Consider the following 25,114-nt stretch of genomic DNA (forward strand, 5'->3'; position numbering starts at 1 on the left):
GAATCAGTCCGACGTTGGAGATAAGCCAAAGCCGGGAGTTCCGACCAGATCAGCAAACTGGGCAGGGTAAAGATCGGCGGCTAGAGCCTCAATGCCATCAATGATACGAATTCCGGGGTTAACAGCTTCCTGCGGTAAAACAAGGTAGCGCTGATTGGCGATGGCAGGTACTTCGTCAATGCCATCAACAGAGCTCAGGAACGCCATCTTTTCATCGCCGCTCTGACCGGCGCCAGCGCTACCATAATCGGTGATCACAATGAATTCCGGCTTCGCATCGACGAACGCTTCCCAGCTGACCGAGCCCCACATCTCGAGCAAGTCTTCGAAAACGTTAATAGCGCCGGCTCGTCGGTAAAGCTCAGAGACGATAGTCAGGCCAAGACCGCCACCAGGGGCATCATCACCGAAACCGTAACTGAACACAGGCACCGGATCAGTGTCAGGTAGGCGCTCAGCGACCCGGGCAAGGCGACCTTCCCAGTGAGCAATAAGCGCTTCGGCTCTATCAGGGACTCCGAAGATGGTGCCGATATTTCTGACATCGTCGTACCATTCATCAATCGTTGCGGGAGTAAGGCTATTATTGATTCGACGGCATGATTCGTTGAGTACATAGCTATTGATTCCAAAGTCAGCGAGGATCGCCGGACTGACGCCATCTTCGCTGAAGCCGTAGTTCCAACCGGAAAATACAAAATCCGGGTTTGCACCAAGAAGTGGTTCCAGCTTGAAGTAGTCATCACCGAGCGAGGTCACAGCCGCATAATCATCTTTAAACGCTGCCAGTCGAAGCCGAGGCCCTGCGGCGGAGTAAGCTGACATGTGCTCCGTCAGGCCAAGGGCGAACATCAACTCGATCATGTTGTCATCGTTGACGACAGCACGCTCAGGAGCTGCCTCAAAAGTCACACCCTCGCCGCAGGAGTGCACCGTCACAGGGTAATAATCTGCTGGCAGCTCGGCATCGGGCCACGTGTAATCGAAACTGACCGCAGGCAGTCCGGTAATGCTGCCTGAGGTTGGCACAATCGAATCGTCAGCATGGCCTCCACTTGCCATGAAGAATATGATCACCGCAATTGCACTGCTGTAGCGATGAGGTGTAAGTCTGATAGTCAAGGGCGTAGCTCTCCTTCAGTAAATTGGCGAGTATGTGGCGAGGTGGAAGGGGCGACGGAATCGCCGGTAATCGGTGAGAAAACAAGTTGTGTCTCACCCGTGCGAGGATGTATGACCGAGTCGACGTGAACCTGCAATATCGGGGCGAGCACTTCATCGGTAAGAACGGCATCCGGAGAACCAAATGCAACGACAGCACCTTCAGACAGGACAATGACCTTGTCGCAGTAGCGGGCTGCAAGGTTCAGATCGTGGAGCGCCGCAATAGTCGTCGCACCGAGCCGTCGCACAGTCGCCAGCAAATCCAACTGGTAGCGAATGTCCAGGTGATTTGTTGGCTCGTCGAGCATCAGTACGGCGCTCTGCTGGGTGAGAGCGCGGGCAAACAGCGCCCTTTGCTTCTCACCACCTGACAGTGTCTGCCAGTTGCGATCAGCAAGATACTCCACCCCAGCAGTCGCCATGGCTGCATAGGCGATCGCCACATCTGTCCTCGATGCACCACCAAACGCTCTCTGGTATGGAAGTCGGCCCAACATGACCATCTCGGACACCGTCATCTCGATCTCGGTTGGCGCCTCCTGTGCAACAACGGCAAGCTGGCGGGCCACCATGCTGCTCGACTGGCGGAGAATATCGGCCCCGTCGAAAAGCACACATCCGGACTCCGAGCGCAGCACTCGTGAAATAGCCTTGATGAGGGTTGATTTGCCACTGCCATTCGGCCCGACAAGACCCACAAAGCTCCCAGCTTCAATCGTCAGGTCGAGACCATCAATCAACAACTGCTGCCCAACCCGAACACGCAATGCATCAATGTCAATATGCATCAACCGAGTCCCCGTTGTGTACGTCCTCGACGGCGCATCAGCGCCAGGAACAATGGGCCACCGATAATCGCTGTCAGGACCCCGGCAGGAATCTCCTGCGGTGCAATCAGCCATCGGGCGAAGACGTCGACCCAAACCATGAAGAGAGCACCAAACAACAATGAGATCGGCACGACACGAACATGCAGGCCACCGACCAGTAGCCGGGTAATATGTGGGATAACCAAGCCGATGAACCCGACCGCGCCGCTGATGGCAACCATCACACCAGTCAACAAGGCTGTAATCACAAACAACTCCGCTCGACGCCAGGCGATGGGCACGCCCAGAGTGGTCGCTGCCTCGTCACCCGCATGCATGGCGTCAAGTTGACGCGAGATCATCATCATCCGCAACGCCACCACTAAAAGCACCGTGGCAGGTAGCCAGAGCACGGCCCAGCGAGCTCGCCCCAGGCCACCGAGCAGCCAGAAAAGCACTTGTTGAGCAGCACGAGGATCACCCCAGAACACCAGAAGACTGGTAATCGCCGACAGCACATAACCAATTACAACGCCCGAAAGCACAAGGCGCATCGGTGTCAATCGGCCACCCTCCTGAGCAATCAAGTACACGACGGCCATTGTCAACGCCGACGTCACGAATGCGGCAAGCGAAATACCCAAACTACCTAATCCGAAGCTACCGAACAGGATCACCAGTGTTGCACCGACTGATGCGCCAGACGAAGCACCGAGCACATAAGGATCGGCCAGCGGATTGCGGACCAACACCTGCATTGCTACGCCTACAACCGATAGTGCAGCTCCAAGGATAGCCGCCAGAACTACTCGGGGTGCACGCAGCTCCCATACGATCTGGACCACGTTGCGGGGTATGCCATCGATCTCTTCCTGGCCCAGAAGTTTGCCGATTATGATGTCCCAGATTGTTCCAGGTGTCACGGCAACAGCACCTATGCCAATCGCTAGAATCATCGAGATCGCAAGAGTTGCAATCAGAGCGACCACCACCACAGGGACTGCGTTCACATCGAGAAGTCCGGTCGTACGTATTTGCCTCGAACCGTGATGGGTCGACGAGACCGTGATTTCAGAAGCTATGGCCATATCGCGCTCAAAAACCGACAATGAGCGACAAGGCAACACTAACGCCACGACAGCGCTTGCGTAGCCCACGACGCAGACCACGGCGACTAATGGGGGTAATAAAACTCGCCGCAGGCATTCGGGCTCGCCGATCGTGAAAACGATCAGCCTACCGTTGCGGGTCAGCGCCGGATTTTGACCGGACTTTCCCTGCGCACGAATTACATTTTCGAACAACTATAGTAGCATTTGCGCGGGCAAAGAATGACCAGGCGATGATGTCATTAACGGAAACGACTCAGTCTTCGTCAACCAGAGTGACAAGTTCGGAATCAATCAGCCTGACCTGCTTGCGGACAAGCTGATTGAAGTGTGAGTAGTCAGCTCAGAACGACTTCTGTTGTAAGACTCATTCGGCAACAACAAGTGGAATGCTGGCTAATAGCTGTCTGTCGGTATCGATGATATATCGGATTTCGTAATTGCCTGCGGCGGAAGGTGCGCTGAATTGCAGCGTATCAACACCAGCTTGCACATACCGGAAGCTCTCATAGCTGTTCAGGCCATCGCCTTCGATTGCAATGGCGATATAGTCCCGATTATTGGCTGGACCTGTCCACTGAACATCAAACGTACTTCCACTAGCGACCGTTGAGGGCGCAGACAGGGAAGCTGACACGCTGGTGACAGTAATCGGAACCGATGCCAGTACCTGATTGTTGTTGTCTATGACATATCGAATCTCATAGTTACCCGGTATTCCCGGCACCGTCAATGCCACGCTACCAGTCCCTTCCTCCAGGTAGCTAAAAGTCCGATAACTGCCTGGGGAGGCGCCCGCATCTGACAGTGATATGTAGTCTCTGTCATTCATTGGGCCTACCCACTCAACCGCGATAGTCGATCCGGCCGGAGCCGTGCCGGGCGCCGTAACCGTCGCAGTAACAGTTGTGACTGTTATAGGCAATCTGAATAATATCTGGCTATCTGAATCAACGATGTAACGAAGTTCGTAATCCCCGGGAGGAACAGATAAGGTCAACTCAACTTCATTCGAGCCCTCTTGTAAATACTCATAGGTCTCGTAAGAGCCCGCTGCCGCACCTGGCTCTGCCAGCGCAATATAATCTCGTGGATTGTTTGGACCACTCCACTGAATCACAATATCGGAACCCGCTGGAGCCGCCTCAGGTGCCGTTAATGTGACTGTGGATTCAACAACCTCTAGAGTCACTGCTGCCACAATCGGGTTTTCTGATTGCAAAGCAGGATCCAGTACATATCGTATCTCGTACGTCCCTGTGGCACCGGGTGCCGTCAACGTTACCGAATCAGAATCCGGAGTCGGATAGCTGAAATTCGAATAGCTTGACGGAAAGGCGCCGACATCAGCGATAGCAATGAAATCACGAGGATTTCCAGGCCCAGTCCAGCTGACAGCAAAGACAGCACCTTGACCAACCGTTGACGGTGCAGAAAGTGTGGCAGCTCCTGCTATCGGAACATTCTCATTCAGGATTTCCTGTAGTGGCTCACGAATGGTTAACGCATAATTTCCACCCAGGGTGCTACCAAAAATCTGCACACGAAAGGGTGTCCGCGATTCTGTCAATTCAAGCAATCCCAGATCCTGACATATAGATGCAAAGTCAATGACGGGTTCATTAGTCGAATCCAATACTCGCCAAACTACATCACAGTCGGCCCCAGCCTCAGAGCCAAGATAGACTGTGTTGCCGGCAGCTGAGGGCAATGTACCCACCGCCACTTCATTGTTTGCAAGTTGCCCCTCGACCAGCTGGCCCAGCGGCAGTACACCAAGATCGAGCGTCGCCGGCGTGATCAAATCAAACGTGTAATTCGTCGCATCACCAGCGGCACTGTAGACATCGATCTCTGCCACATCAGAATTAATGAAAGCCGAACTTTCACACGATAATAATATTTCTTGCTGCGAACCAGATTCGGTTCGTACAATTGCACTTATCGATACAGCGCCATCACATGGAGTACGCAACTGCAACAGCTGTGGCTCTCCGACAGCATCGGCCAATCGATAACGGTCCAAAGCAGTGTCAGTTTCAAGGTTGCCAGCACCATTTGCAGGGATATTCAATGCAACAGACGCGTTATGTTCAAGAGTAAAGGCAGTAACATCCTTGCCAAGGATAGATGCTGCGCTTAGCGTGCCAGGAAATCTTTCTCTCAACGATAAAGCATCATTGATCAAAGATGCATCTCCGGTTACCGCGACATCAAAGGTACACTCATCCAGCCCAGCGCCGAGCTCTACCCCAGCTGCAAGACACTGCAAACGGGCTTGTCTGCGGATTTCAGGATCCAATTCATCAAGCGTTTGTATCTGTGGCCCCGCCCCTTCAGAGGGATCGGTAGTGTAGTTGAAAGGCGTCAGAAACAGAGAAGCATCACCCACCCGCCTCCAATCATCTGCATAGCTGCCATAGAGTTCTTCTTGCGTGTAAGCGACGGACGCTCCCGCAGCCGTTCGTAAATCATTGCCCGGATCACCATCGCCATCACCCAGCAACCCCGTTGTCGCACCCGCGAATCGCTTGTTCAGCTGAACGGTTAATGTTGTTCCGCTGATAGCCAGCTTAACGAACCCATCAACCTCTATTCGGAACCCATCCTCAATCCTTTGTATCAAAAAATCCGGATCGGCCAGCTCATACCAATCTCCTGAACTCAGGAAAACCAGCTCACCGTTGATGTTGAGACCGGAATTTTCCTCGAAAGAATCATCGATTGACACAGTGTGTTGCCCTGCACGTACAGCAACACCGTTTGTATAGCCAATACTGCCAAGCAGGCGCACTTGAACTTCAAGCTCGTCAGCTACGACCAGTGCATAGTCTCCTTCCTGATGGAAATTGAACCGCAGTCCATCACGCGTGATCATATGCGGATCGCCCCAGGATTCATCACAGGGTGTGCCGCCCAGCGCCCCGCTCAAGATACAATCAATACAATTATCTTTGAAATCTTCATAGCTCGGATACGGGATGGCATCATTGCAGATTTTCTGAGCTACGGGACCGCTGGCCAAATTGCAGGCTATTTCCATTGCGACTCTTCTCTGCAGCGAAGTGGCCACATTGTTCGCACTGCATGCCCTCTCCCGAGGAGTTTGAACAGATTGGGCATATGCCAGACTGCCCATGAAGGTAAGGCAGATGAAACAAAGGAACCTTGCATGGTTTTTCATGGGGTTGCCTCCGATACAACGAAGTTGTTTTGTACGACAGACGTCAACGTACCCGCCTGCCCATTGACGCTAACCTCCCCTTCAAAACTGGATTCCCGAATGAGTTCGGTTTCGATGAGCAACAGGGTGTTCGTGTCATAGCTAGTGGTAGCAGTGACGCTATACCCTGAACTGGCAAGTACATCGGAGGGCAGAATAGTAGCTTGCAGGTCAATTTTGACAATAGAATCATTGATCTGGGCGACGGTTACCGTGTTAGTAACTACGCCTTCCGGCTCGGCGGATTGATACGTCCAAATAGCGCCCTCACCAACTTCTGCATCAGGCACTGCCAGGATCAGCTCAGGCATCATGAATACGCCCAGTGTGTTGTGACGGGCAATACCGGTTGAGTCGGTATTCACGGAGTCAATTAGCTCCCCGAATTTCGTGTAGGTAAAATTCCACCGGCCATCGATAGTGGCGGGAAATTCGTTGGGTGCGACAGAGTAGCTTTTTAAAACAGGCGTCAGCTGCAGCGACACAACGTCTTCCAGCAACGTCATTTCTGCACTAACGTCATACGAAGCAGAAACAGAGTCCGTACTTGGTATATTTTCAAAGTCAACTGCCTCCTCTGCGTTTGCAACTGCAGAATAGAACCTGTCAGCACTGCTCATCACTGAAAGTGATCGCAACGGTTCACTACCAGCCTCTATCAGAGTTACAAACGTCAGCGTATTTCCGCCCCCGTTATTTAGCAGCGGGTCATCTTCGGAGCTTGAAGAGCTACAACCGACCGCAAAGATCGTTGTAACGCCAAACAGCAACAATGGCATTCGAAAGACAACAAGGCGTGATCGATAATCTACAGATTTCATGGAAGCTCCATTTCGACATATCCTCTAGTGCAAAACCTGAGGATAAGAATCAACTCGTGCAGCCACTCTAGATGAATATGGAAAAACGTAAACTGCTTTTCCCCATCTTTATGACTAGTTGCAGCTGACCCTGTCAACAATCACATCCCAATCTATCCTTAGACTGACTTCCTCATTGAGCACGCGCTTGTGGCTCTTCCGATAGGCTCTATTTTGCAATGACTATCAATGCAGCACCACAGAACACCCCGGGATTTCTCTGAAACAACAGGTTCTTGCAAACGTCAGTTGTAGACTTGAGACGCTATGCTGGAGTTACCGATAGCCAGGGTCGTCGTCTCAACCACTGCATTCAACAGGGCAACGTCAGGATCTGTTTTTGCCAGCACGTTCAGGCCTTGTGAGACACAGAGCAGATGTTGTGCCCAGATGGAGGCGTTCTTGATCCCATCGCGTTCCAGAGCTCTTTCGAATACTTTGGCTAAATGTGCGAAGTGATTCTTGAAGATTTTAGCGACTTCGTCATCGGACTCTTTGAGTTCAATGAAGGCATTTGTACCAAGGCACCCCCATCGCCGATTGTTATGCAGGATGCCTTCAACGATATGTTCGAAATAGTCTCGTATACCGCCCAAGCCCTCAGGGTTAGACTCCAGAATGACAATGCCAGGTTGATTTATCTGCTCTAGATAGTGGTGGATTACAGCTAGAAACAAACCTCTTTTGTTGCCAAAAGCGCCATATATGCTACCCGGATTGAGGCCCGTGGCTGTGCAAATGTCGCCTATCGCAGCACCAGAATAGCCATCACGCCAAAACACGCCCATCGCACCATCCAGAACATCGTCCATATTGAATTCGCGATGACGTGCCATGCTGTTCATTACTCCTGGTGAGGCTTTGGACCTAATGGAGGCTACCCCATAACGGCCTCTGATTATATGTCAAATCGGTAGAAAACTTATGCAGCCATCTATCTATACTGATACAGATGCATATCAGTATAGATGTGAGGCCTGAAGGCATTCCTGTAATGAACAGGTATACGTGTTCAGAAGAACTTCAGCCGCCCTGAAATTCCCGGATAGCGAGCACCGACGAGTAGGTTGAAACGGAATACGGCACGCAGAATGTCAACAATATCTTGAACATGATGCTTACATCGATATCCCCAGCCAACAATCGATCACCATGATTGATTGTAGCCAGCACCACACCGACCAGAATTGACACCCGTAGTGCCCGTTTCATGACAGAGGGACTACAGGCTATCTGCAAAAAGCTTCTAACCGGTAGTTGCGGCGCCGATTCTTTCATTTTATCAATGAGGCAAGGTCTGAAAGTGATGTAAGACGATGATCAGGCTCCATGCCAAAATTCTCCAGTTGCATCCGTAATAATTTGAACATGGTAGACGGACCAACGACCTCCTGGGATGCTACTTCAGCCGCCAATGCCTCCGGGGTAACTCGTTCTATCCAGGCTACCTGGAAACCGAAGTTCTTTGCGGCTGTAGCATCAAAGGAGTTGGAAGAGACAAACATTACATTCTCCGGCTTTATACCGAGAGTCTGCTCGACAAGTTCATAGGCCGTTGGATGTGGTTTGAATGTTTTGACTTTATCAACACTGATAACCGATTGTAAGCGCGTATCCAGTCCGGTATTTTTAACCAGCTTGTCCAATATTTCCTGATTGCCATTGGAGAGAATGGCAAGCGGATAACCTTTCAAAGCATCCAGAGCGGACAGGCAGTCAGGATATGGATCCAGGTGCAGATATTTGTCGAGAATACGATTTACGACCACCTTGTCAGTTGAGAGTCCAATCGCTTTCAGCGTGTAGACAAGCGACTCTTCAGAGACTTCCCAGAAGTCACGATACACCTGCATTTGTGAACGTAGCCAGGTATATTCCAACTGTTTCAATCGCCAGATTTGAGTGATCAAATCCCCTCTTCCAGGAAACTCTTCCTCCGTGAGTTGTGAGACGGAATGGACATCATAAAGAGTCCCATAAGCGTCAAACACAAAAGCTTCGATTGTCATGTGTAGCTCTCCATTTTTTATTTTCTAGAGTCAGTTATTCAGGAAGGTAAAACTGAACAGGAATATTGCGGCTGAACTTACTGCCCCCACAGAGCGCAAAATCGACCACGAAAGTCTGGGTGCCAGCAATCGTGCTGCTGTGTATAAAAAGGCACATAAACTCAGCATAGATATCAACCCGGCTACGCTCACCAATGACTTCCCGGAATATAAACAGTAGGCAAGCGCTGGAGCACCCACCCATAAGGGCAATGATGCAGAGCAAATCAGAGTGAAAAGCTCAGTAAAAGGCAGGTGCGCACCAAATGCTCGCACCATCGCCCAGAGAACCGCTGAGAATCCTGCCCATAAAGCAATAGTTTGCGTAAGGCCACCAAGAGCAACAACCATGAACGCCTGAGTCGGCAAGACCCCCGCGGTAGCGAGCTGTTCAGTATTCAGCCACACGACAGCCAGACTCCATAGCAGTCCTGTCACTGGAATACCAATCATGGGCATCCAGCTATTTTGCACAGTCCTGGTCTGCATCATGGCCCTTACCATGGGACCAAGCCCCAAAGCAAAACAGGTACCCATAGTCCACACAGAATCAGCAGCCAGGTAGAACTGTCATAGCGCACGCGGGTGACATCCGCCCAGCCATGCATTCTTTCCACCAACTCCTGTGCTTCGCTTCGCTCAGCAGAGGCGGCCTGTACAACCACCCTCTCTGCCAGAAAAGAGACGAGTATTGTCACTATGAAACCGACAGGAACTGAAATCAGCGCTTGTGCAAAACCAAGCTTGCTGACCAGGCCAGTACCAACTGATAGATCCCCAAACACATACGGGGAGATAACAATATATAAAGCACCTGACACAAAACTACCAACAAAGGCACCCCAGGAATTAATACGCGTTGACCAGACTCCCAGCACCACCATCGGTGTGATTGTCGTTGCGCAGAGTCCAAATGCCCAGAAAATGGAGGTAATCAGGAATGCTGGCGGGTTCAGCGAAACCAGAAGCGAAACAACGCCCGTGCCTGCCAACGCAAAGTACCCATACTTTAGCTGGGTCTTCTCATTCATTTCCGGTTTGATCACACCCACTATGTCATGCCCTACCACTGTTGCAACACCAATCATCAGCCCTGCAATGGTGGAAACACCGGCTGCCAATACTCCTGCAATGACAAAGGCAGACACCCAATCCGGGTTATAGGCCAAATTTAGCAACAGAGTCGTTTTGTCAGCAGCCTCTGGTGAAAGTTCAAGGCCGAGCAAGGCAAAATGATAAACACCTGCGAACCCCATCGCATAAATCCCCAGAAACATGATGCCGACCCAAAGACAAAACCAGGGGACGACTTTGCGTGCGGACTTGATGCTCTTGGAAGTCAGAATACGTTGGGCTAATTGCGGAAGACCGATGGTGCCAATTGTCAGTGCGACAAACAGTGACAAGTAGAAACGAGGTTCATATTTCAGATCAAAGAATGTCGGGATTTTCTCTAACAGTGCATCCGTCATATCCCCATAACCCAATGGTGGAAACCAGTATCCTGAGACTCCCATTGCCTTGAGGATAGCGGCCAGAGGCACTAACAATGCGACCATCATGATCACCATTTGAATGGCATCGTTATAAGTCGCCCCTTTCATGCCGCCAATGGTGATATAGCCTGTAATTACCACGGCGGAGAGAATCAGCGACAGGGTGTAATCCAATCCCAACAAGACCTCAAACACCTTTGCAATGCCAATGAACTGTCCGACCATGTACATCAACATGATCAACAGCATCCAGCCTGCGGCCAGAAAAGCACTTTGACGCCCGTATCGTTGCTTCACGAAATGAACGGAAGTAAACACCTCCATCCTGTAAAGAGAGGCTCCGTAAAGCATCACGAGTAGTGGCACACTGAGAATCAGTTGAATCCACATATAGACAAAAGGCAGATGCAGCTGCTGTATAAGCGCCACAACGCCCAAAAATGTGGCGACACTCATCCAGGTAGATGAGGCAGCAAGGGAGTTGACCAATGGCCCTATCGAACGCCCTGCCAGATAGAGGTCGGTGGCATTCTCTGTCTTTTTATTGTTTATAAAAGCAACAATATAGTAAAGGCTAAAGACCGCAAACGTTATCCCAAGTCCTAGCCAGATATTGTCTAACTGCCAGTTTTCTGCAGTCATTTCGCCTCTTCCTGCAGCGCTGAATTCTCAGCCTCTATCTCGTCTTCCAGCTTGTTCGCATAGCTTGCCCAGAATATGGACACGACTAATATTCCCAGCGACCCGAGAATAAGAGCAATAAAGTAGTGAGTAGGGAAACCCAGAATTCGGTTGTCGTTATTAGTCCCAATCAGTATCGCGAACAAACCTGTATGGCCCAGAATCACATAAATCGCACCGAACCAAATCGTAGATCTTATTTCTTTGTCATATGCCTTCACTGCCATCCTCCGGTTTTTAAAAACCCTGTTTTTCTATTGGGTGAGTGGTATCTACATATTTCTTTTTTTATTTGTGGCGTGACACTATCCTTTTTTGAATTCATATTCAAGAATAATTTTCAGCATAGCCATCATCAAGATTCATCAATCACTCTGTTGAATTCGAGCACCAAAACGCAGACAAGCACTTTTCTTCATGAGGGCTACCAGTGCGTCTCACTCTGGAATTGCTGGCAAATTGATGAGTCAGGTTTTCTGAGCAACCCTCATCCTGCCTTGTAAGGCATCACTGTGGACGGTCCTCCTACGGAGGCAACTGCCTTCAGGTACCCAGCCAGAAATTGTGCACATCAATTCCCATTACGTTTCAGATTATGAGATTTGTGCAAGCTGTGAGAGCTGTGCAACTTATGGGGGTGGCGCATCGCGCCTGAGCGAAACAGCATTCCGGCAGTACGCGGTTACCGGTACTGCTACAGGGGAAGAGAGACACCACTGATTGGTCGGTAACTGATTGAATAGAAAGGTTAAAACTGCGCGCCGAGCCCAGGAAGGCTTCAGGCTCCGGGCCCAGGAAGGTTCCAGACTCCGGGCTTTACTCATCAGAGAGTGTGTGTATGTTTCAAAAAACGAGAGCGCAAGGCTTTCAGGCCTGCCTTGCGCTCTCTCAATACGGGCAATACGGGCTGTTAAGGCTTGTTAAGGCGTGATAACGACTGTGTTGATGATCGTACCTGTCGCCTCTGGTACACCGACTGCATCGATATCAAATATAAACGCCGAATCAGGATTCGGCCAGTTCACGAGAACGTACAAAGGTTTGTTGAATGATCCAGGCATCGAAGCTGGCACGATGTCGCGTTGCCGCAGCCTCATCGATTAACTGCAGCTTGACGGTATCCCAGCACTCGATCTGAGCCTCTGACATCAATTGCTCGATCGGGCTCAGCGTGAACTGCATTGGCACGCGCGCAGCATGAAACAAACTGGTCAGCCAGGGTCGGTCCACGACCCAGCCATCCGAGTAAGCTGATTGACCAGCCAGCAGGGAATTCAGGAGATCGGCGACTTCGCGTACCGGCTTACCGTGGGCAAGCAATGTTTCGCGTGATATCTGATGAAGTGATTCAGCCGAACTTTCCCAGTCCGTCCATTCAGCAACCGGGTGGATGAGCATGCTGTGACGCTGACCGTCTGCCAACGCCACGCCCACTTCAATCGGATAGCACATGGCCCCAAATCCGGACGCTTCGATATCGATAATGATGGGAGTCATAGCAGGCCTTTGCATAAGTGGAAGAGCATGATTTCAGACACATGAGCTCATTGCCACCCCAATGCTGCATATCTCCTGTGCCATTCCGGTCAACGCATCCTTAGTGACTCAGTAACGACAAGCTAAAACGCCACCAGCACAAACCGAGCCTGGTCTCCCTATGAGGCTCAAGTCTTCTCAGGGCGATCCCCCATGAGAAAACGTGGTCCCTGACCAAAGCCTGATGCTTCATCCTGCGGGTTGTACAGCCTGCAGCGTGCCAGAGACAGGCAACCACAACCAATGCAGGATGTCAGGTTTTCGCGAAGCTGTTCAAGGCCTGCAATTCGGCGATCAATATCTGCGACAAAGTGTTGGCTCAATATCTCCCAATCACGTTTGCTTGGTGTCCTGGAATCAGGCAATGTTGCCATCGCTTCTCGTATATCTCCCAGTGAAAAACCCAGATTCTGAGAGATCTTGACAAAGGACAATCGACGAAGACTACTGCGTGGAAACCGCCGCTGGCCACCGGGACTACGATTCGAGCTGATCAGATCCTTGCTTTCGTAGAATCGGATGGCCGTCACCGATAAGCCCGAGCGTTCCGCCAATTCACCAATAGTGAGTGCATCAGTCTTTTTCTTGCCTGCAGTCATTACTCCCCAGCCCGTAATATTTGTCTTGACCTCTACCTTACTTGAGGTATTAGCCTATGACTACACCCTGGACGAAGACTGTGAAATCTCATGAACGAATCCATACTTGAGCACATTAACCTGACGACTCCCGACCCGCTAAGCACCGCCAGCATGTTGTGTGAGCTGTTCGACTGGCGCATTCGCTGGCAAGGCGACTCCATCCATGGCGGATTTTCGGTTCACGTAGGAGGCATGCACTCATACCTGGCTCTGTATTCGAACGAAAAGCAAAGTAAAAACGCCACCGATAGCTATTTCCGACAACATGGGCTTAACCACATCGGTGTGGTTGTCAACAATCTGGAGCAGGTCGAACGCAAAGTAATCGAGCTTGGCATGACACCCCACTCACACGCTGACTATGAGCCGGGCAAGCGTTTCTACTTCCACGATGCCAACGGGCTCGAGATAGAAGTCATCTCCTACGATAACTGATTGCGAGCCAGTCACACCCCACACCCTGACAGTTATCCATCTACTGTCGGGGTGTGGAATGACACGCTATCTTATAGGCAAGGCTTACTGCAGATGGTGAGACTCCTGCAATTTGTACGTTGGAGTATCAAGCCCTTCCATGCGAGCTTTCAATTGCAAGGACAGATACTGCGAATAATGCCGGCTCTGATGAAGATTGCCGCCATGGAACCACAATGCGTCCTGCTGTGTGGGCTTCCACATATTGCGCTGTTCGCCTTCCCAGGGACCAGGGTCTTTGGTGGTCTGTGAACCGAGTCCCCAAACCTTTCCTACCTTCTCGGCCGTTCCCTTGTCAATCAGGTCCTCGACCCAACCATTCATCGATCCGAAGCCTGTGGCATAGACTATGAGATCGGCGTCCAGATGCTGCCCGTCAGACAGAATGACGCCGGTTTCATCCAATGCCTCCACACCCACACCACTAACCAGCTTGATGGTCCCATCAATGATCAATTGACAAGCACCGACATCAATGTAGTAACCCGACCCACGACGCAGATACTTCATGAATAGCCCGGATTCATCATCGCCCCAATCAAGCATGAAACCAGCTTTCTCCAAGTCGGCATAAAATTGAGCATCACGCTCTTTCATCTGCTGGTATAGCGGAATCTGAAATTCGTGCATGATTTTGTAGGGCAAGGAGGCGAAGATCAGATCAGCCTTTCGAGTCGTCATGCCATTGGCAACTGCCTCTTCGGAATACAAGGCACCCAGGCCAATATCCATCAATGAATCAGAACGTACGATATGCGTGGATGATCGCTGCACCATGGTCACATCAATACCGGCTTCGGCAAGTGCTGCACAGATATCGTGTGCCGAATTATTCGCACCCAGCACCACGACTTTCTTGCCCGCATAATTATCAGGTCCCGGGTGTTGTGAGGAATGTTGCTGCTCGCCTTTGAACACGTCCTGCCCGGTAAAATCAGGCACATTGGCCTTGCCAGACATGCCCGTCGCCATGACCAGTTGTTTAGGCCTCAGAGTCACCTCCTCACCATCCCGATTGACCTTGACAACCCATTCTTTCTTTTCCTCATCATAGTAGGCATTAGTAGCCTCACTCGATGTCCAGTAATTGAGTTCCATGATTTTGGTGTACATCTCCAACCAATCACCTATCTTGTCCTTGGGTGCAAACACAGGCCATGTGGAGGGAAATGGCAGATAGGGCAAATGGTCATACCAGACAGGATCATGCAAACAAAGCGACTTGTAGCGATTACGCCAACTATCACCCGCCTTGGGATTTTTCTCGATGATGATGGTCGGTACATTCAGATGTCGCAAACGCGCGCCCAATGCAATACCACCCTGACCACCACCGACAACGACACAATAGGGTTGCTCGGTATACCCCAGGGTATCGCGCTCATGGGCCAGCTTCTCTGTCCAGTTCATGCGATTCTTGTCGACACCATGTTCAGCCCCCATCGGTCGGGTGGCACCCTTGCATTCTTCAAAATCTTTGAGCTCTGACATGGTCGTCAGAAGGGTCCAGATACGTCCCTCCTTGATGCGTATATGACCGAAACCTCTCGAGACTTCTGTGTCAAATTCGATCCAGCCTTCTACCAGCGCAGCATCACCACTGGCCGGCTCATCGCTTGCTGGACGAATACTGGCAGGTTTTATTCTGGCCAGCTGAGTCGTCAGCATGTCTCGAATCTCGGCCTTGCCCTCCATCGTTCGAAGATTCCAGGTGAAGGTAACAAGATCGCGCCAGTAACAATCGTCTTGAAACAGTTCGAGGGCGGCGTCGATATTGCCACTTTCCAGGGATTCACTGAGTCGAGTCAGGGTCTCCTCCAGAATGGCCTGACTTGTCTTGTCTAACATGGTGTTTCTCCTTATCCTTTTTTGTGGTTATGAGCAGCTTGGCGCGGTATCATTCCGCGCTTTCAAGGTCGAAGCGCACGGTAATCAGCAATAGTTATTGTTGCCCGTCACTGCACCGTTACGACGTAATATCTCAAGTCTTGTGCCACAAAGGAAATTTTTATTTATTTCATATAAATCATCAACTTAAATAATCAGCAGTGTTGCACGGATCTCTCAAACGCCACAGCTGTTGCAACAAACTGTGGCGTTTATTCATGCCAGTGCAAGGGAGGAATGGGCTCAGTTTATTGTCGAACTAGCTCCATCCGCTACGAGCGAGCAAGTCCGAAGCGTTTTATCTGTCGATGAATGGTCGAGCGATCCACTGCAAGCCTTCTGGCGGCTGCCGAAATGTTCCAATCACACATTTCAAGCGCTTCCTTGAGCAGTTGACTCTTTGGATCTGGCGCTGCATTTGACTCAGCTTCCTCATCAAAATTGTACGGTAACAACGATTCTGGAAGGTCTTTGACATCAATGAGGCCAGTCTCTGTCAATGCAACAGCTACGGCTATTGCATTGTCCAACTCACGCAGATTCCCCGGCCAGTCATGAGATTTGAGTGAGATCAGGGCTGAGTCCGAGATACTCATGATTTGACCATTCCCATGACGCTCCAATAGTTTTTCAACCAACCATTTGAAGTCACAGCGATTGCGAAGCGCCGGTAAAGTCAGCGTCGCTGCATTGATACGGTACAAAAGATCTGCCCGGAATTCCCCAGCTGCAACCTGCTCCACCAGGGAGCGATGCGTGGCCGCCAACACTCGTACATCCACCGTACGCATATGCGTACTACCGACCGGCTGCACCTGTTTTTCAGACAAGACTCGCAGCAGTCGACTTTGCAGCACTAAAGGCATATCACCAATCTCATCCAGAAAAAGCGTGCCTTTATCAGCCTCTTCGATCAAGCCTTTTCGGCCCTTGGGTGCCGCTCCGGTAAAAGCCCCGCCCAGATGCCCAAACAGCTCACTTTCAATCAGGTGCTCTGGTATCGCTGCGCAGTTGATCGCTACAAAACGGCCCTGACGACCGCTACTTTCATGAATCGCTCTGGCTAAGTATTCCTTGCCGGTTCCGGTTTCCCCTTGAATGAGAATACCCACATTGGTATTTGCCAACTTGCCTGCCCGGTACTGCATTCGTGTCATCGCAGGGTCATTGTCACTGAGTTTACGAAGCGGCTTGGGTACATCTACTTTCTTGTGGTTCAGACTTGCATTTTTGGGTTGTGGTTCAATCGCATGTACAAAGTAGCCATGTCCGAATCGAGTTCTGACCAGGCGCTCTACCGCTGGCCTGCCTCTTGTCAATTGAGGTAGATCGTTGACGTCCATTTCCAGAAACAGACTGATTGGCTGTCCAATCAACGCCTCAGGTTCACGCCAGACACGCTGAGAAGCTTTTGCAAGCAACTTGGCTCCGTTGTGAGTCAAGCCACTCACATTACCCGAGCCATCAATAGCCACCGCCGCCTCCGGATCAACATCCAGAAAGTCTGGAGATCGTGCAAATCGAAGCACCCATTCGTGCGGTGACTTGGCCATCAAATTCGCAAGCTCGATACGTCGGGCTGCCGCTTCTACGAAATGCAATGCAAGATTCTGACTCACCTTGACGATTGGTGAGCTCAACAATGATATATCCAGTACGGCAGATAGCTCTCCTGCAGCACTGTATATGGGAGCCGCTGTACAGGACAGTCCGGTATGCATGCCATCAAAATGATCGGTCTGATGTATCGTCAGCGTTTCGCCGGTCTTCAGGCAGGCGCCTACGGCACACGTACCTGCACGCTCTTCAGACCACTCCGAGCCCATGAACAAACCTGCCTTTTGCAGTTGATTGTTGAAAAAAGCATCACCCATGAATTCGACAGTGACGCCCTTCTGATCGGACAACAACACAACATAATTCTGACCACCGACCTGACGATACAATTCCTCGATGCCTGAACGAGCGATGTTGATCAATTCCTCAGATTGCTGCCGATGCTCACGCAACTGCGTGGCAGGCACAATATAGGCACCTTGTTGTTTTGATGGATCAAGGTTGTGCTCATTGAGGCACCTCAACCAGGAATCAAGCACAACATGATCACGTTGCGACTGGACTCCTGAGCCGACAGTTTCGATCTCTTTTATATGCTCAAAATCCGACATGGTTGACGATCACTCCCCTGCTGAGTAGCTGGCCTCTTGGGTGGACCAGTTGGTGACAAATTCAGTTATCTCGATCGTCGTGACCGCTTTGCAGTAGCTCTCGACACTTGCAGGTACAGTTTTACTTTGAGCGGTCATGTTCAGTCAAGGTATGTGTTCATGACTGCTCGCTGTCAGGGCGCATGTACGCAGCGCCAGAATCCGCGATCAATTATTCGGATTCTGGCGCGATTACCAACAATGCGTCTATTGAACGAATCCCGATCTGTACCAATTCGTCAGCATCAAATAGTTCTGAGGCCAGACACCCTTCTAGCCACAAACCATCAAGTTGAGCGTTGAGCGCTACCGCTAACTGCTCGATTTCCCGTTCCTTGCAAACCCGCTGTTGCTCTATCAATACGTCGCGAACCAATTGGCGACACTCACGACGAAATTCCAGATACGACTCCTGGTGAACCTGTGCAAAGTCAGGAATCGAGCGCATCAAACTGGTAAATGAGGCCCACAGTTGATGTTGCCGAGCAGACATGACCGGGGGGCTCAGTACCGCTTTGATGAACTGGTGCAAACGCACGGTGGCCCCACCCTCCAGGTCCTCTAGACCCACCACGGAATGCGCCGTCATTTCCCACATGGTATGGCGATAAGCCTCACACAAAAGCGCATCTTTACTGGGGAAATAGTGCCTGATCAACCCGGGAGTCACCCCTGCTTGTGCCGCAATATTTCGCACTGTCGCCCACTGAATGCCGCCTTCAACAATACAAGTCTGTGCAGCTTGAATCAGTGCAAGTTTGCGATCCTCTTCATTTTCACGTTTAAAGCATTTTCTGCCTTGACTCATACAATCTCCTTCTCAGGCATCACCAACATGAAACACCTTGCGCCAATTCGGTGCGCGGGCATAGGGGCAAGTGCTAACAAAAAAATAAACATTGCGTAGTTGTTATACACACGTACAATAACTCAACTTTGTCTGACTGGAAGCATGTATGCCCTCAGCTGACCCTAGCCCCGAACAGGCGCCCATGGCGCTGCGCATTACTGGACTACACAAGAGTTTTGAAAAACTACACGTTCTCAAGGGCATAGACCTGCAGGCGAGACGTGGTGATATTGTCGCCATCATTGGCGGTAGCGGCTCAGGAAAGTCGACACTACTGCGGTGTATCAACCTGCTGGAAGCCCCTTGTGAGGGTCAGATCGCGGTAGATGGCGAAGAAATTCTGCTAAAACGCTCTGGCAAAAGCCTGGTAGCGGCAGACAGGAAGCAGATACGAAAAATTCGTAGTCGACTCGGCATGGTGTTCCAGAGTTTCAATCTGTGGCAACACATGACCTTGCTGCAGAATCTGATTGAAATACCCACACAAGTACTCGGCATACCTCGAGCTGAAGCGATTGCGACGGCCGAATCCTTGCTGGAGCGCGTAGGTCTGAGCGACAAACGGGACACCTACCCAGCCTTTTTGTCTGGTGGTCAGCAACAACGGGCGGCCATCGCTCGCGCCGTCGCCATTCAGCCCAGTCTGATGCTGTTTGACGAACCAACCTCTGCCCTGGATCCAGAGCTGGTGGGCGAGGTGCTCAAAGTCATTGCAGACTTGGCAAAAGAAGGACGCACCATGATTCTGGTCACACACGAGATGCAATTTGCTCGTGAAGTCGCCACCCACGTCGTGTTTTTACATCAAGGTGTCATCGAAGAGCAAGGCCCACCCGACCAGATTTTTGACAATCCGAAATCGGCGCGTTTACAACAGTTCATCAGCACGGTGAGATAGCTCGAACCATAGAAGCTGACACACCTGAAAATCAACAACTGAGGAAATTCATAACATGAAAGTCAAAAACAGCAAATTGCTATTGGGCGCCGTAATGGCGCTACTCGGCGCTCAAGGTGTATCCGCCGAAACCGTCAAGGTGGGCATCGCCGCTGAGCCATACCCACCGTTCGCTTCGGCAGATGCGGCCGGCACCTGGCAGGGCTGGGAAGTGGATATGATCGGCGCTATCTGTACCGCTGCCGAACTCGAGTGTGAAATTTCCCCCGTATCCTGGGACGGTATCATTCCAGCACTGACGTCCAAGAAGATTGACATGATCATGGCATCAATGTCGATCACCCCCGAACGTTCAAAAACTATCGACTTCTCGGACAAATACTACAACACCCCCTCCTCCATCGTTGGCGACAAACGCCTTGAGATGGACGCCACACCTGAAGGATTAAGCGGAAAGATACTCGGTGTGCAAGCGGGCACCATACACCGCGAGTACGCGCTCAAGCACTTTGCGCCCGTGGTTGCAGAGATCAAGGAATACCAGACACAGGATGAAGCCAATCAGGATCTGGCGGCAGGTCGCATTGATGCAACACAGGCAGATTCTCTGGCCATGACAGCATTTTTGGAATCGGATCAAGGCCAGATGTGTTGTGAGTTCAAAGGCGACGCCGCTGGCGATCTGGACATTCTTGGGCCGGGTATCGGCATCGGACTGCGCCAGAGTGAAGACGAGCTGAAAGCCAAGCTCAACAATGCCATTGCCGCCGTGCGTGAAAGCGGGCAATACACTGAGATATCCGACAAATACTTTGACTTCGATATCTACGGCGAATAGGTGCAGCGGCGCATGCCCAGTGACCATATCTCCCCTCGCACAGACTCTGTGACAGGCATCATATGGAATCTCTGAGCGTACTGCAGAGCAATCTTGCTCTGCTCGCTTTGTCTCCCCCTGGTTGGGGAGGCAATTTGTTACGCGGCCTGCTGCATTCACTGGAGATCGCCTTTGGCGGCTATTCCCTGGGCTTGCTGATTGGTATCGCAGGTGCTTGCGGAAAACTCTACGGAGGTCCGGTGACGCGCGACTTGCTCGCAACCTATACCACCTGCGTTCGCGCTATCCCAGAACTGGTATTGATTCTGCTGCTGTACTACGCCGGCACCGACCTCGTTAATCAGTTGATGACCTCGATGGGCCGTCCCACCGTCGACATCAGTGGACTTGCTGCCGGAATTTTCGTTATCGCAGTCGTGCAAGGCGCCTACGCCACTGAAGTCATTCGTGGTGCGATCAAGTCAGTGCCAGCAGGTCAGCTCGAAGCGTCACGCGCCTATGGCATGGGCGGCTTTCAGAGTCTGCGACGTATCACTCTACCTGCCATGCTGCCCTACGCTATTCCAGGGCTTGCCAACTTGTGGCTGATTGCCACTAAAGACACAGCTTTGCTGGCGGTCGTCGGCTTCAGCGAATTGACCCTTGAAACGCGACAGGCGGCAGGATCAACCAAACATTATCTGTTGTTCTACTGCGCTGCTGGCGTGTTGTACCTGCTAGTCACTCTGATTTCTCAACAATTGATTCGGATGATCGAAAAACATGCCCGTCGCGGCCTGCCACAGGAGAGCTGACAATGGAGCATGAAGTCAAATCCAGCTACTGGCCAGCTCCACATCGAATAGTGATGGCGCTGATCGCTGCTGCACTGATCACCTATATCGCTATAAGCATGCGCTGGGAATGGTTACCTGGCTACACTGAGCAGATTGCCCAGGGACTCTGGCGCACCTTGTGGTTACTGGCCTTGAGCGTATTGTTCGGTTTCCTGCTGGCCATCCCCCTGGGCTTGGTGCAAGTCACCGGCCCCAGGCCTCTAAGCGCTTTGGCGCTCGGGTTCTGCACACTGATCCGTGGCACCCCACTGCTACTACAGCTCTGGCTGCTCTATTTCGGCTTAGGCTCGATTTTTCCGACCATACCCGAGATTCGTGACTCGTTCCTGTGGCCTTATTTACGTCAGGCCTGGCCCTATGCCCTGCTGACTCTGACGCTCTCTTTCGCAGCTTATGAAGGAGAGGTCATGCGTGGCGCTTTTGCCGGAGTGCCCAAAGGCGAGCTGGAAGCGGCACGTGCCTATGGCATGAGTCCCTGGCAAGTGTTGCGCCGTATCTGGTTACCCCGAGCAATCCATCGCGCACTGCCAACACTGGGTGGCGAGGTCATCTTGCAACTCAAGGCAACGCCACTGGTGGCAACCATCACGGTTATCGACATCTATGGCGTTGTTTCAAGAATACGACAAGACACTTTTCTGACCTATGAACCGCTGTTGTTACTGGCACTGATCTACATGATCCTGGCCGGCATTCTGACACTGATTTTCAAGCACTTCGAGAACCGCCTGCCGGTTCGTTAATCCCAAGGGAAAAGTAATTATTTATGCGCTTTAGTGATTTAAGTCAGCGTATCGGTGGCGAAGGAGCCGAAGCCTGGGCCACACATGCCGCAGGCTCACGTGCTCACGATAAAGGCGAAGAGGTCTACTTTCTCAGTGTCGGAGACCCGGACTTCGACACCCCTGTAACGGTCGTCGATGAAGCCATTACCGCCTTGCAGCAAGGTGATACACACTACACCGACATTACGGGTCGTGAGGAATTGCGCAGCGCCATAGCCGAGCGCATGAACAAACGAGTTGGCAGCCATTACACTGCCCGGAACGTCAGCATGACAGTTGGCTGCCAGAATGCCTTGTTCAGTGCCGCCGCCCTGTTGCTCGGCTCCGAGGATGAAGCGATCGTATTTGATCCCACCTATGTCACATATGCAGCAGCGCTGGGCGCGACAGGTGCGACGATCATCTCGGTACCCTGTCCGTCTGAATCAAGTTTTCGGCCTGACCTGAATGCACTGCGCAAGGCGATCACCAGCAAGAGTAAAGTGATTTTTCTGGTCACCCCGGTCAACCCTACCGGGGTTGTCTACAACCGGGAAGAGCTGCAATGCATTGCCGAGCTAGCCATCGAACACGATCTGTGGGTTGTCTCTGATGAGGTATACGCCGAGCTGGTGTTTGAAGGCGAATGCCTCTCCATCGCCACCTTCGAGGGTATGCAGGATCGCACCATCACCATCAGCAGCTTGTCCAAATCCCACGCGATGACCGGCTGGCGTGCAGGCTGGGCTGTTGGTCCTGAAGATTTTTCCAGACATATGAGCAACCTTGCCTTGTGCATGACCTACGGCATACCTGGCTTTGTCCAGCGCGCCGCCCTGTGTGCACTGCGTGATGATGGTAGCGATACACAACGTATTTCCGACACATTCAAACGTCGTCGTGATCTGATACTGCAGGAACTGGAACCGCTCACCGCTGTTAGCTGCGAAGTACCGCAAGCAGGCATGTTCATCATGCTCAACGTCGCTGACACTGGACTGAGCAGTGCCGAGTTCGTGCGCCAGCTCTACCAGCAACAGTCAGTCACCAGTATCGATGGAAAGGCTTTTGGGAACTGCGCGGACGGCAGTGTACGTCTGGCTTTTACCATCGGTGAAGACTCACTACGCGAGGCCTGTCGACGTATTCGACTATTTGTCGAACAGCTAGAGACTGCATAAATGACTGAAACCATCGGCGAGCAACTGGTACGTCTGCTGGCACAACGCGACGTCAATACCGTGTTTGGTATCCCGGGGGCGCATACCATCGAGCTGTACCGTGGTCTGGCCAACAGCGGCATACACCACGTCACATCTCGTCATGAACAAGGCGCCGGCTTCATGGCCGATGGCTATGCGCGCATAAGCGGCAAACCTGGCGTGGCATTTGTCATCACGGGTCCCGGCATGCTGAACATTGCCACACCGATGGCACAAGCCATGGCCGACTCTATCCCGATGCTGGTTATCGCTGGCGTCAACCCACGTCCTTATCTGGGCATGGGCAGTGGCAATCTGCATGAATTACACCGGCAATCACAGGTTGCCAGCAGCTGTTCCGTTCTCAGCCATACCCTTTCCGATGCTCGTCAACTCAAACCTTTCCTCGATAAAGCATTTGCAGTATTCCAAAGCGAACGCCCTGGCCCTGTATACCTGGAAGTGCCCGTCGATTTGTTTGCAGAAGCAGCCAGTGAATGTATAGCGTTACCGCCTGCCGGCATTAGCAAGCCAGCCCCACCGACAGCCGTCATCGACCAGGTTGCCAGGCTCCTGAACAGCGCCAGCACACCTTTGATATTAGTGGGCGGCGGTGCAAGCAAGGCCAGTGAGGCCATCAGAGTCCTTGCAGAAACCATCAATGCGCCTGTGGTGATGACCACCAACGCTCGAGGAGTTCTGACCCCCAATCATCCGCTTGCCATTTCTGCCAGTCCATCATTAATCGCCGTCCGACAACTGGCAGCTGCCGCCGATATCGTCCTGGCGCTGGGCACAGAATTTGGCAGCACCGATTACGATATGTATGAACGCGGTGATTTTTGTATCGACAACACGCTTATCCGCGTCGATATCGATAGCAGACAATTACACAGCGGCTGTGTTGCCGAACTAGCCGTACTGGCTGACAGCGAGCAATTTCTGCACATGCTGCAGCCTCAACTGCAATCTCGCACAGATAGTACAGCGATGACAAGAGCCGCTGAAACACGCGCGGCTGCATGGCAAGAGCTGGACGATGACATGCAACAAGACTGCAAAGTGCTCGAGCTGTTGCACCAGCACTTCCCCACCCAACCCTTTATTGGCGACTCTACTCAGCTGACCTATGCCGGTAATCTGTATGGCGGTGCATCGGGCCCCAATCACTGGTTCAACTCTGCCACCGGCTTTGGCGCACTGGGCTACGGTGTGCCCGCCGCTATCGGTGCAGCCATCGCCAGCCAAGGCACGACAGTCTGCCTGATTGGCGATGGCGGTTTACAGTTCTGCCTGGCCGAGCTTATCGTTGCAGTTCAGGAGCAAGCGCATGTTGTCTTCATTGTCTGGAACAACCAGGGCTACGGTGAGATAGAACGCTATATGCGCGGCGCTAATATAGAACGCGTGGGGGTTGCTTTGCACACACCAGACTTTGTCGCCATCGCTGTCGCCATGGGCCTGGACGCTACCTTTGCCGATAGCAAGGAAGCATTCGAGACCGCGCTTGTCAACGCCAAGGGCACAGGCAAAGCCACACTAATCGAAATCGACGAGCAGACGGCTCGTTCAATGGCTCTATAATTGACAT

Annotated in this window: 22 protein-coding genes and 1 riboswitch; of the genes, 7 read left to right on the forward strand and 15 right to left on the reverse strand. The window is 51.8% G+C overall.

Annotated features, from left to right (window positions below):
• Nucleotides 1-3: 3 nt before the first annotated feature.
• From IMCC3135_RS23200 to soxR, 12 genes are all read right to left on the reverse strand, one after another.
• Entirely contained in the window at nucleotides 4-1,122 is a 1,119-nt protein-coding gene (locus IMCC3135_RS23200; RefSeq protein WP_088919758.1) for an ABC transporter substrate-binding protein, read from the reverse strand.
• Nucleotides 1,119-1,952, reverse strand: a complete 834-nt coding sequence (locus tag IMCC3135_RS23205) for an ABC transporter ATP-binding protein (protein WP_088919759.1) — start codon at nucleotides 1,950-1,952, stop codon at nucleotides 1,119-1,121. The genes IMCC3135_RS23200 and IMCC3135_RS23205 overlap by 4 nt, the downstream gene beginning before the upstream one ends.
• Nucleotides 1,952-2,983 carry a FecCD family ABC transporter permease gene (locus tag IMCC3135_RS23210; RefSeq protein WP_205737680.1) on the reverse strand — a complete coding sequence of 344 codons (1,032 nt, stop codon included), beginning with the start codon at nucleotides 2,981-2,983 and terminating at the stop codon, nucleotides 1,952-1,954. The genes IMCC3135_RS23205 and IMCC3135_RS23210 overlap by 1 nt, the downstream gene beginning before the upstream one ends.
• 170 nt (nucleotides 2,984-3,153) lie before the next feature.
• Nucleotides 3,154-3,294: riboswitch (cobalamin riboswitch) on the reverse strand.
• 155 nt (nucleotides 3,295-3,449) lie between these two features.
• Nucleotides 3,450-6,125, reverse strand: coding sequence for a VWD domain-containing protein (locus tag IMCC3135_RS23215; protein WP_157736226.1), 2,676 nt, complete (start codon nucleotides 6,123-6,125; stop codon nucleotides 3,450-3,452).
• A gap of 137 nt (nucleotides 6,126-6,262) precedes the next feature.
• Nucleotides 6,263-7,126 (reverse strand): hypothetical protein, encoded by an 864-nt coding sequence (locus IMCC3135_RS23220; protein WP_088919762.1) that lies wholly within the window; start codon nucleotides 7,124-7,126, stop codon nucleotides 6,263-6,265.
• 284 nt (nucleotides 7,127-7,410) lie between these two features.
• A complete protein-coding gene (locus IMCC3135_RS23225) occupies nucleotides 7,411-8,001 on the reverse strand; it encodes a TetR/AcrR family transcriptional regulator (RefSeq protein ID WP_088922024.1) in 591 nt (196 codons plus the stop codon).
• A gap of 187 nt (nucleotides 8,002-8,188) precedes the next feature.
• Nucleotides 8,189-8,377 carry a nitrate/nitrite transporter NrtS gene (gene nrtS, locus IMCC3135_RS23230; RefSeq protein WP_205737681.1) on the reverse strand — a complete coding sequence of 63 codons (189 nt, stop codon included), beginning with the start codon at nucleotides 8,375-8,377 and terminating at the stop codon, nucleotides 8,189-8,191.
• A gap of 62 nt (nucleotides 8,378-8,439) precedes the next feature.
• Nucleotides 8,440-9,174, reverse strand: coding sequence for a haloacid dehalogenase type II (locus IMCC3135_RS23235; RefSeq protein ID WP_088919764.1), 735 nt, complete (start codon nucleotides 9,172-9,174; stop codon nucleotides 8,440-8,442).
• 536 nt (nucleotides 9,175-9,710) lie between these two features.
• The gene (locus tag IMCC3135_RS23245) at nucleotides 9,711-11,351 is read right to left on the reverse strand and encodes a sodium:solute symporter family protein (RefSeq protein ID WP_088919766.1); all 1,641 of its coding nucleotides are present in this window, start codon (nucleotides 11,349-11,351) and stop codon (nucleotides 9,711-9,713) included.
• Nucleotides 11,348-11,611: a hypothetical protein gene (locus tag IMCC3135_RS23250; protein WP_157736227.1), complete on the reverse strand. Its 264-nt coding sequence runs from the start codon at nucleotides 11,609-11,611 to the stop codon at nucleotides 11,348-11,350. Before IMCC3135_RS23250 ends, IMCC3135_RS23245 begins: the two co-directional genes overlap by 4 nt.
• Before the next feature lie 784 nt (nucleotides 11,612-12,395).
• Entirely contained in the window at nucleotides 12,396-12,887 is a 492-nt protein-coding gene (locus IMCC3135_RS23260; protein ID WP_205737682.1) for a 3'-5' exonuclease family protein, read from the reverse strand.
• Nucleotides 12,888-13,054: 167 nt separating this feature from the next.
• A complete protein-coding gene (soxR, locus tag IMCC3135_RS23265; RefSeq protein WP_088919770.1) occupies nucleotides 13,055-13,525 on the reverse strand; it encodes a redox-sensitive transcriptional activator SoxR in 471 nt (156 codons plus the stop codon).
• A gap of 90 nt (nucleotides 13,526-13,615) precedes the next feature.
• Here soxR and IMCC3135_RS23270 point away from each other — a divergent pair, with 90 nt between their 5' ends.
• Nucleotides 13,616-14,002 carry a VOC family protein gene (locus tag IMCC3135_RS23270; RefSeq protein ID WP_088919771.1) on the forward strand — a complete coding sequence of 129 codons (387 nt, stop codon included), beginning with the start codon at nucleotides 13,616-13,618 and terminating at the stop codon, nucleotides 14,000-14,002.
• Between the two features lie 84 nt (nucleotides 14,003-14,086).
• Here IMCC3135_RS23270 and IMCC3135_RS23275 read toward each other — a convergent pair whose 3' ends face one another.
• From IMCC3135_RS23275 to IMCC3135_RS23285, 3 genes are all read right to left on the reverse strand, one after another.
• Nucleotides 14,087-15,889, reverse strand: a complete 1,803-nt coding sequence (locus tag IMCC3135_RS23275) for an NAD(P)/FAD-dependent oxidoreductase (protein ID WP_088919772.1) — start codon at nucleotides 15,887-15,889, stop codon at nucleotides 14,087-14,089.
• Between the two features lie 311 nt (nucleotides 15,890-16,200).
• Nucleotides 16,201-18,096 carry a sigma-54-dependent Fis family transcriptional regulator gene (locus IMCC3135_RS23280; protein WP_088919773.1) on the reverse strand — a complete coding sequence of 632 codons (1,896 nt, stop codon included), beginning with the start codon at nucleotides 18,094-18,096 and terminating at the stop codon, nucleotides 16,201-16,203.
• A 211-nt stretch (nucleotides 18,097-18,307) separates the two neighbouring features.
• The gene (locus IMCC3135_RS23285) at nucleotides 18,308-18,943 is read right to left on the reverse strand and encodes a TetR/AcrR family transcriptional regulator (RefSeq protein ID WP_088919774.1); all 636 of its coding nucleotides are present in this window, start codon (nucleotides 18,941-18,943) and stop codon (nucleotides 18,308-18,310) included.
• 148 nt (nucleotides 18,944-19,091) lie between these two features.
• On the opposite strand from IMCC3135_RS23285, the gene IMCC3135_RS23290 reads away from it, so the two are divergent.
• The 6 genes from IMCC3135_RS23290 to IMCC3135_RS23315 all read left to right on the forward strand — a co-directional run bounded on the left by IMCC3135_RS23290 (nucleotide 19,092) and on the right by IMCC3135_RS23315 (nucleotide 25,107).
• Nucleotides 19,092-19,883: an ABC transporter ATP-binding protein gene (locus IMCC3135_RS23290; RefSeq protein ID WP_088919775.1), complete on the forward strand. Its 792-nt coding sequence runs from the start codon at nucleotides 19,092-19,094 to the stop codon at nucleotides 19,881-19,883.
• 55 nt (nucleotides 19,884-19,938) lie between these two features.
• A complete protein-coding gene (locus IMCC3135_RS23295) occupies nucleotides 19,939-20,721 on the forward strand; it encodes a transporter substrate-binding domain-containing protein (RefSeq protein ID WP_088919776.1) in 783 nt (260 codons plus the stop codon).
• A 62-nt stretch (nucleotides 20,722-20,783) separates the two neighbouring features.
• Nucleotides 20,784-21,515 (forward strand): ABC transporter permease, encoded by a 732-nt coding sequence (locus tag IMCC3135_RS23300; protein ID WP_088919777.1) that lies wholly within the window; start codon nucleotides 20,784-20,786, stop codon nucleotides 21,513-21,515.
• A gap of 2 nt (nucleotides 21,516-21,517) precedes the next feature.
• On the forward strand, nucleotides 21,518-22,300 hold the full coding sequence (locus IMCC3135_RS23305) for an ABC transporter permease (RefSeq protein ID WP_088919778.1): 783 nt from the start codon (nucleotides 21,518-21,520) through the stop codon (nucleotides 22,298-22,300).
• Between the two features lie 23 nt (nucleotides 22,301-22,323).
• The gene (locus tag IMCC3135_RS23310) at nucleotides 22,324-23,502 is read left to right on the forward strand and encodes a pyridoxal phosphate-dependent aminotransferase (RefSeq protein WP_088919779.1); all 1,179 of its coding nucleotides are present in this window, start codon (nucleotides 22,324-22,326) and stop codon (nucleotides 23,500-23,502) included.
• Nucleotides 23,503-25,107 (forward strand): 5-guanidino-2-oxopentanoate decarboxylase, encoded by a 1,605-nt coding sequence (locus IMCC3135_RS23315; protein ID WP_088919780.1) that lies wholly within the window; start codon nucleotides 23,503-23,505, stop codon nucleotides 25,105-25,107.
• Nucleotides 25,108-25,114: the final 7 nt, after the last annotated feature.

The organism is Granulosicoccus antarcticus IMCC3135 (genome assembly GCF_002215215.1).
In the GTDB taxonomy this organism is placed as follows: domain Bacteria; phylum Pseudomonadota; class Gammaproteobacteria; order Granulosicoccales; family Granulosicoccaceae; genus Granulosicoccus; species Granulosicoccus antarcticus.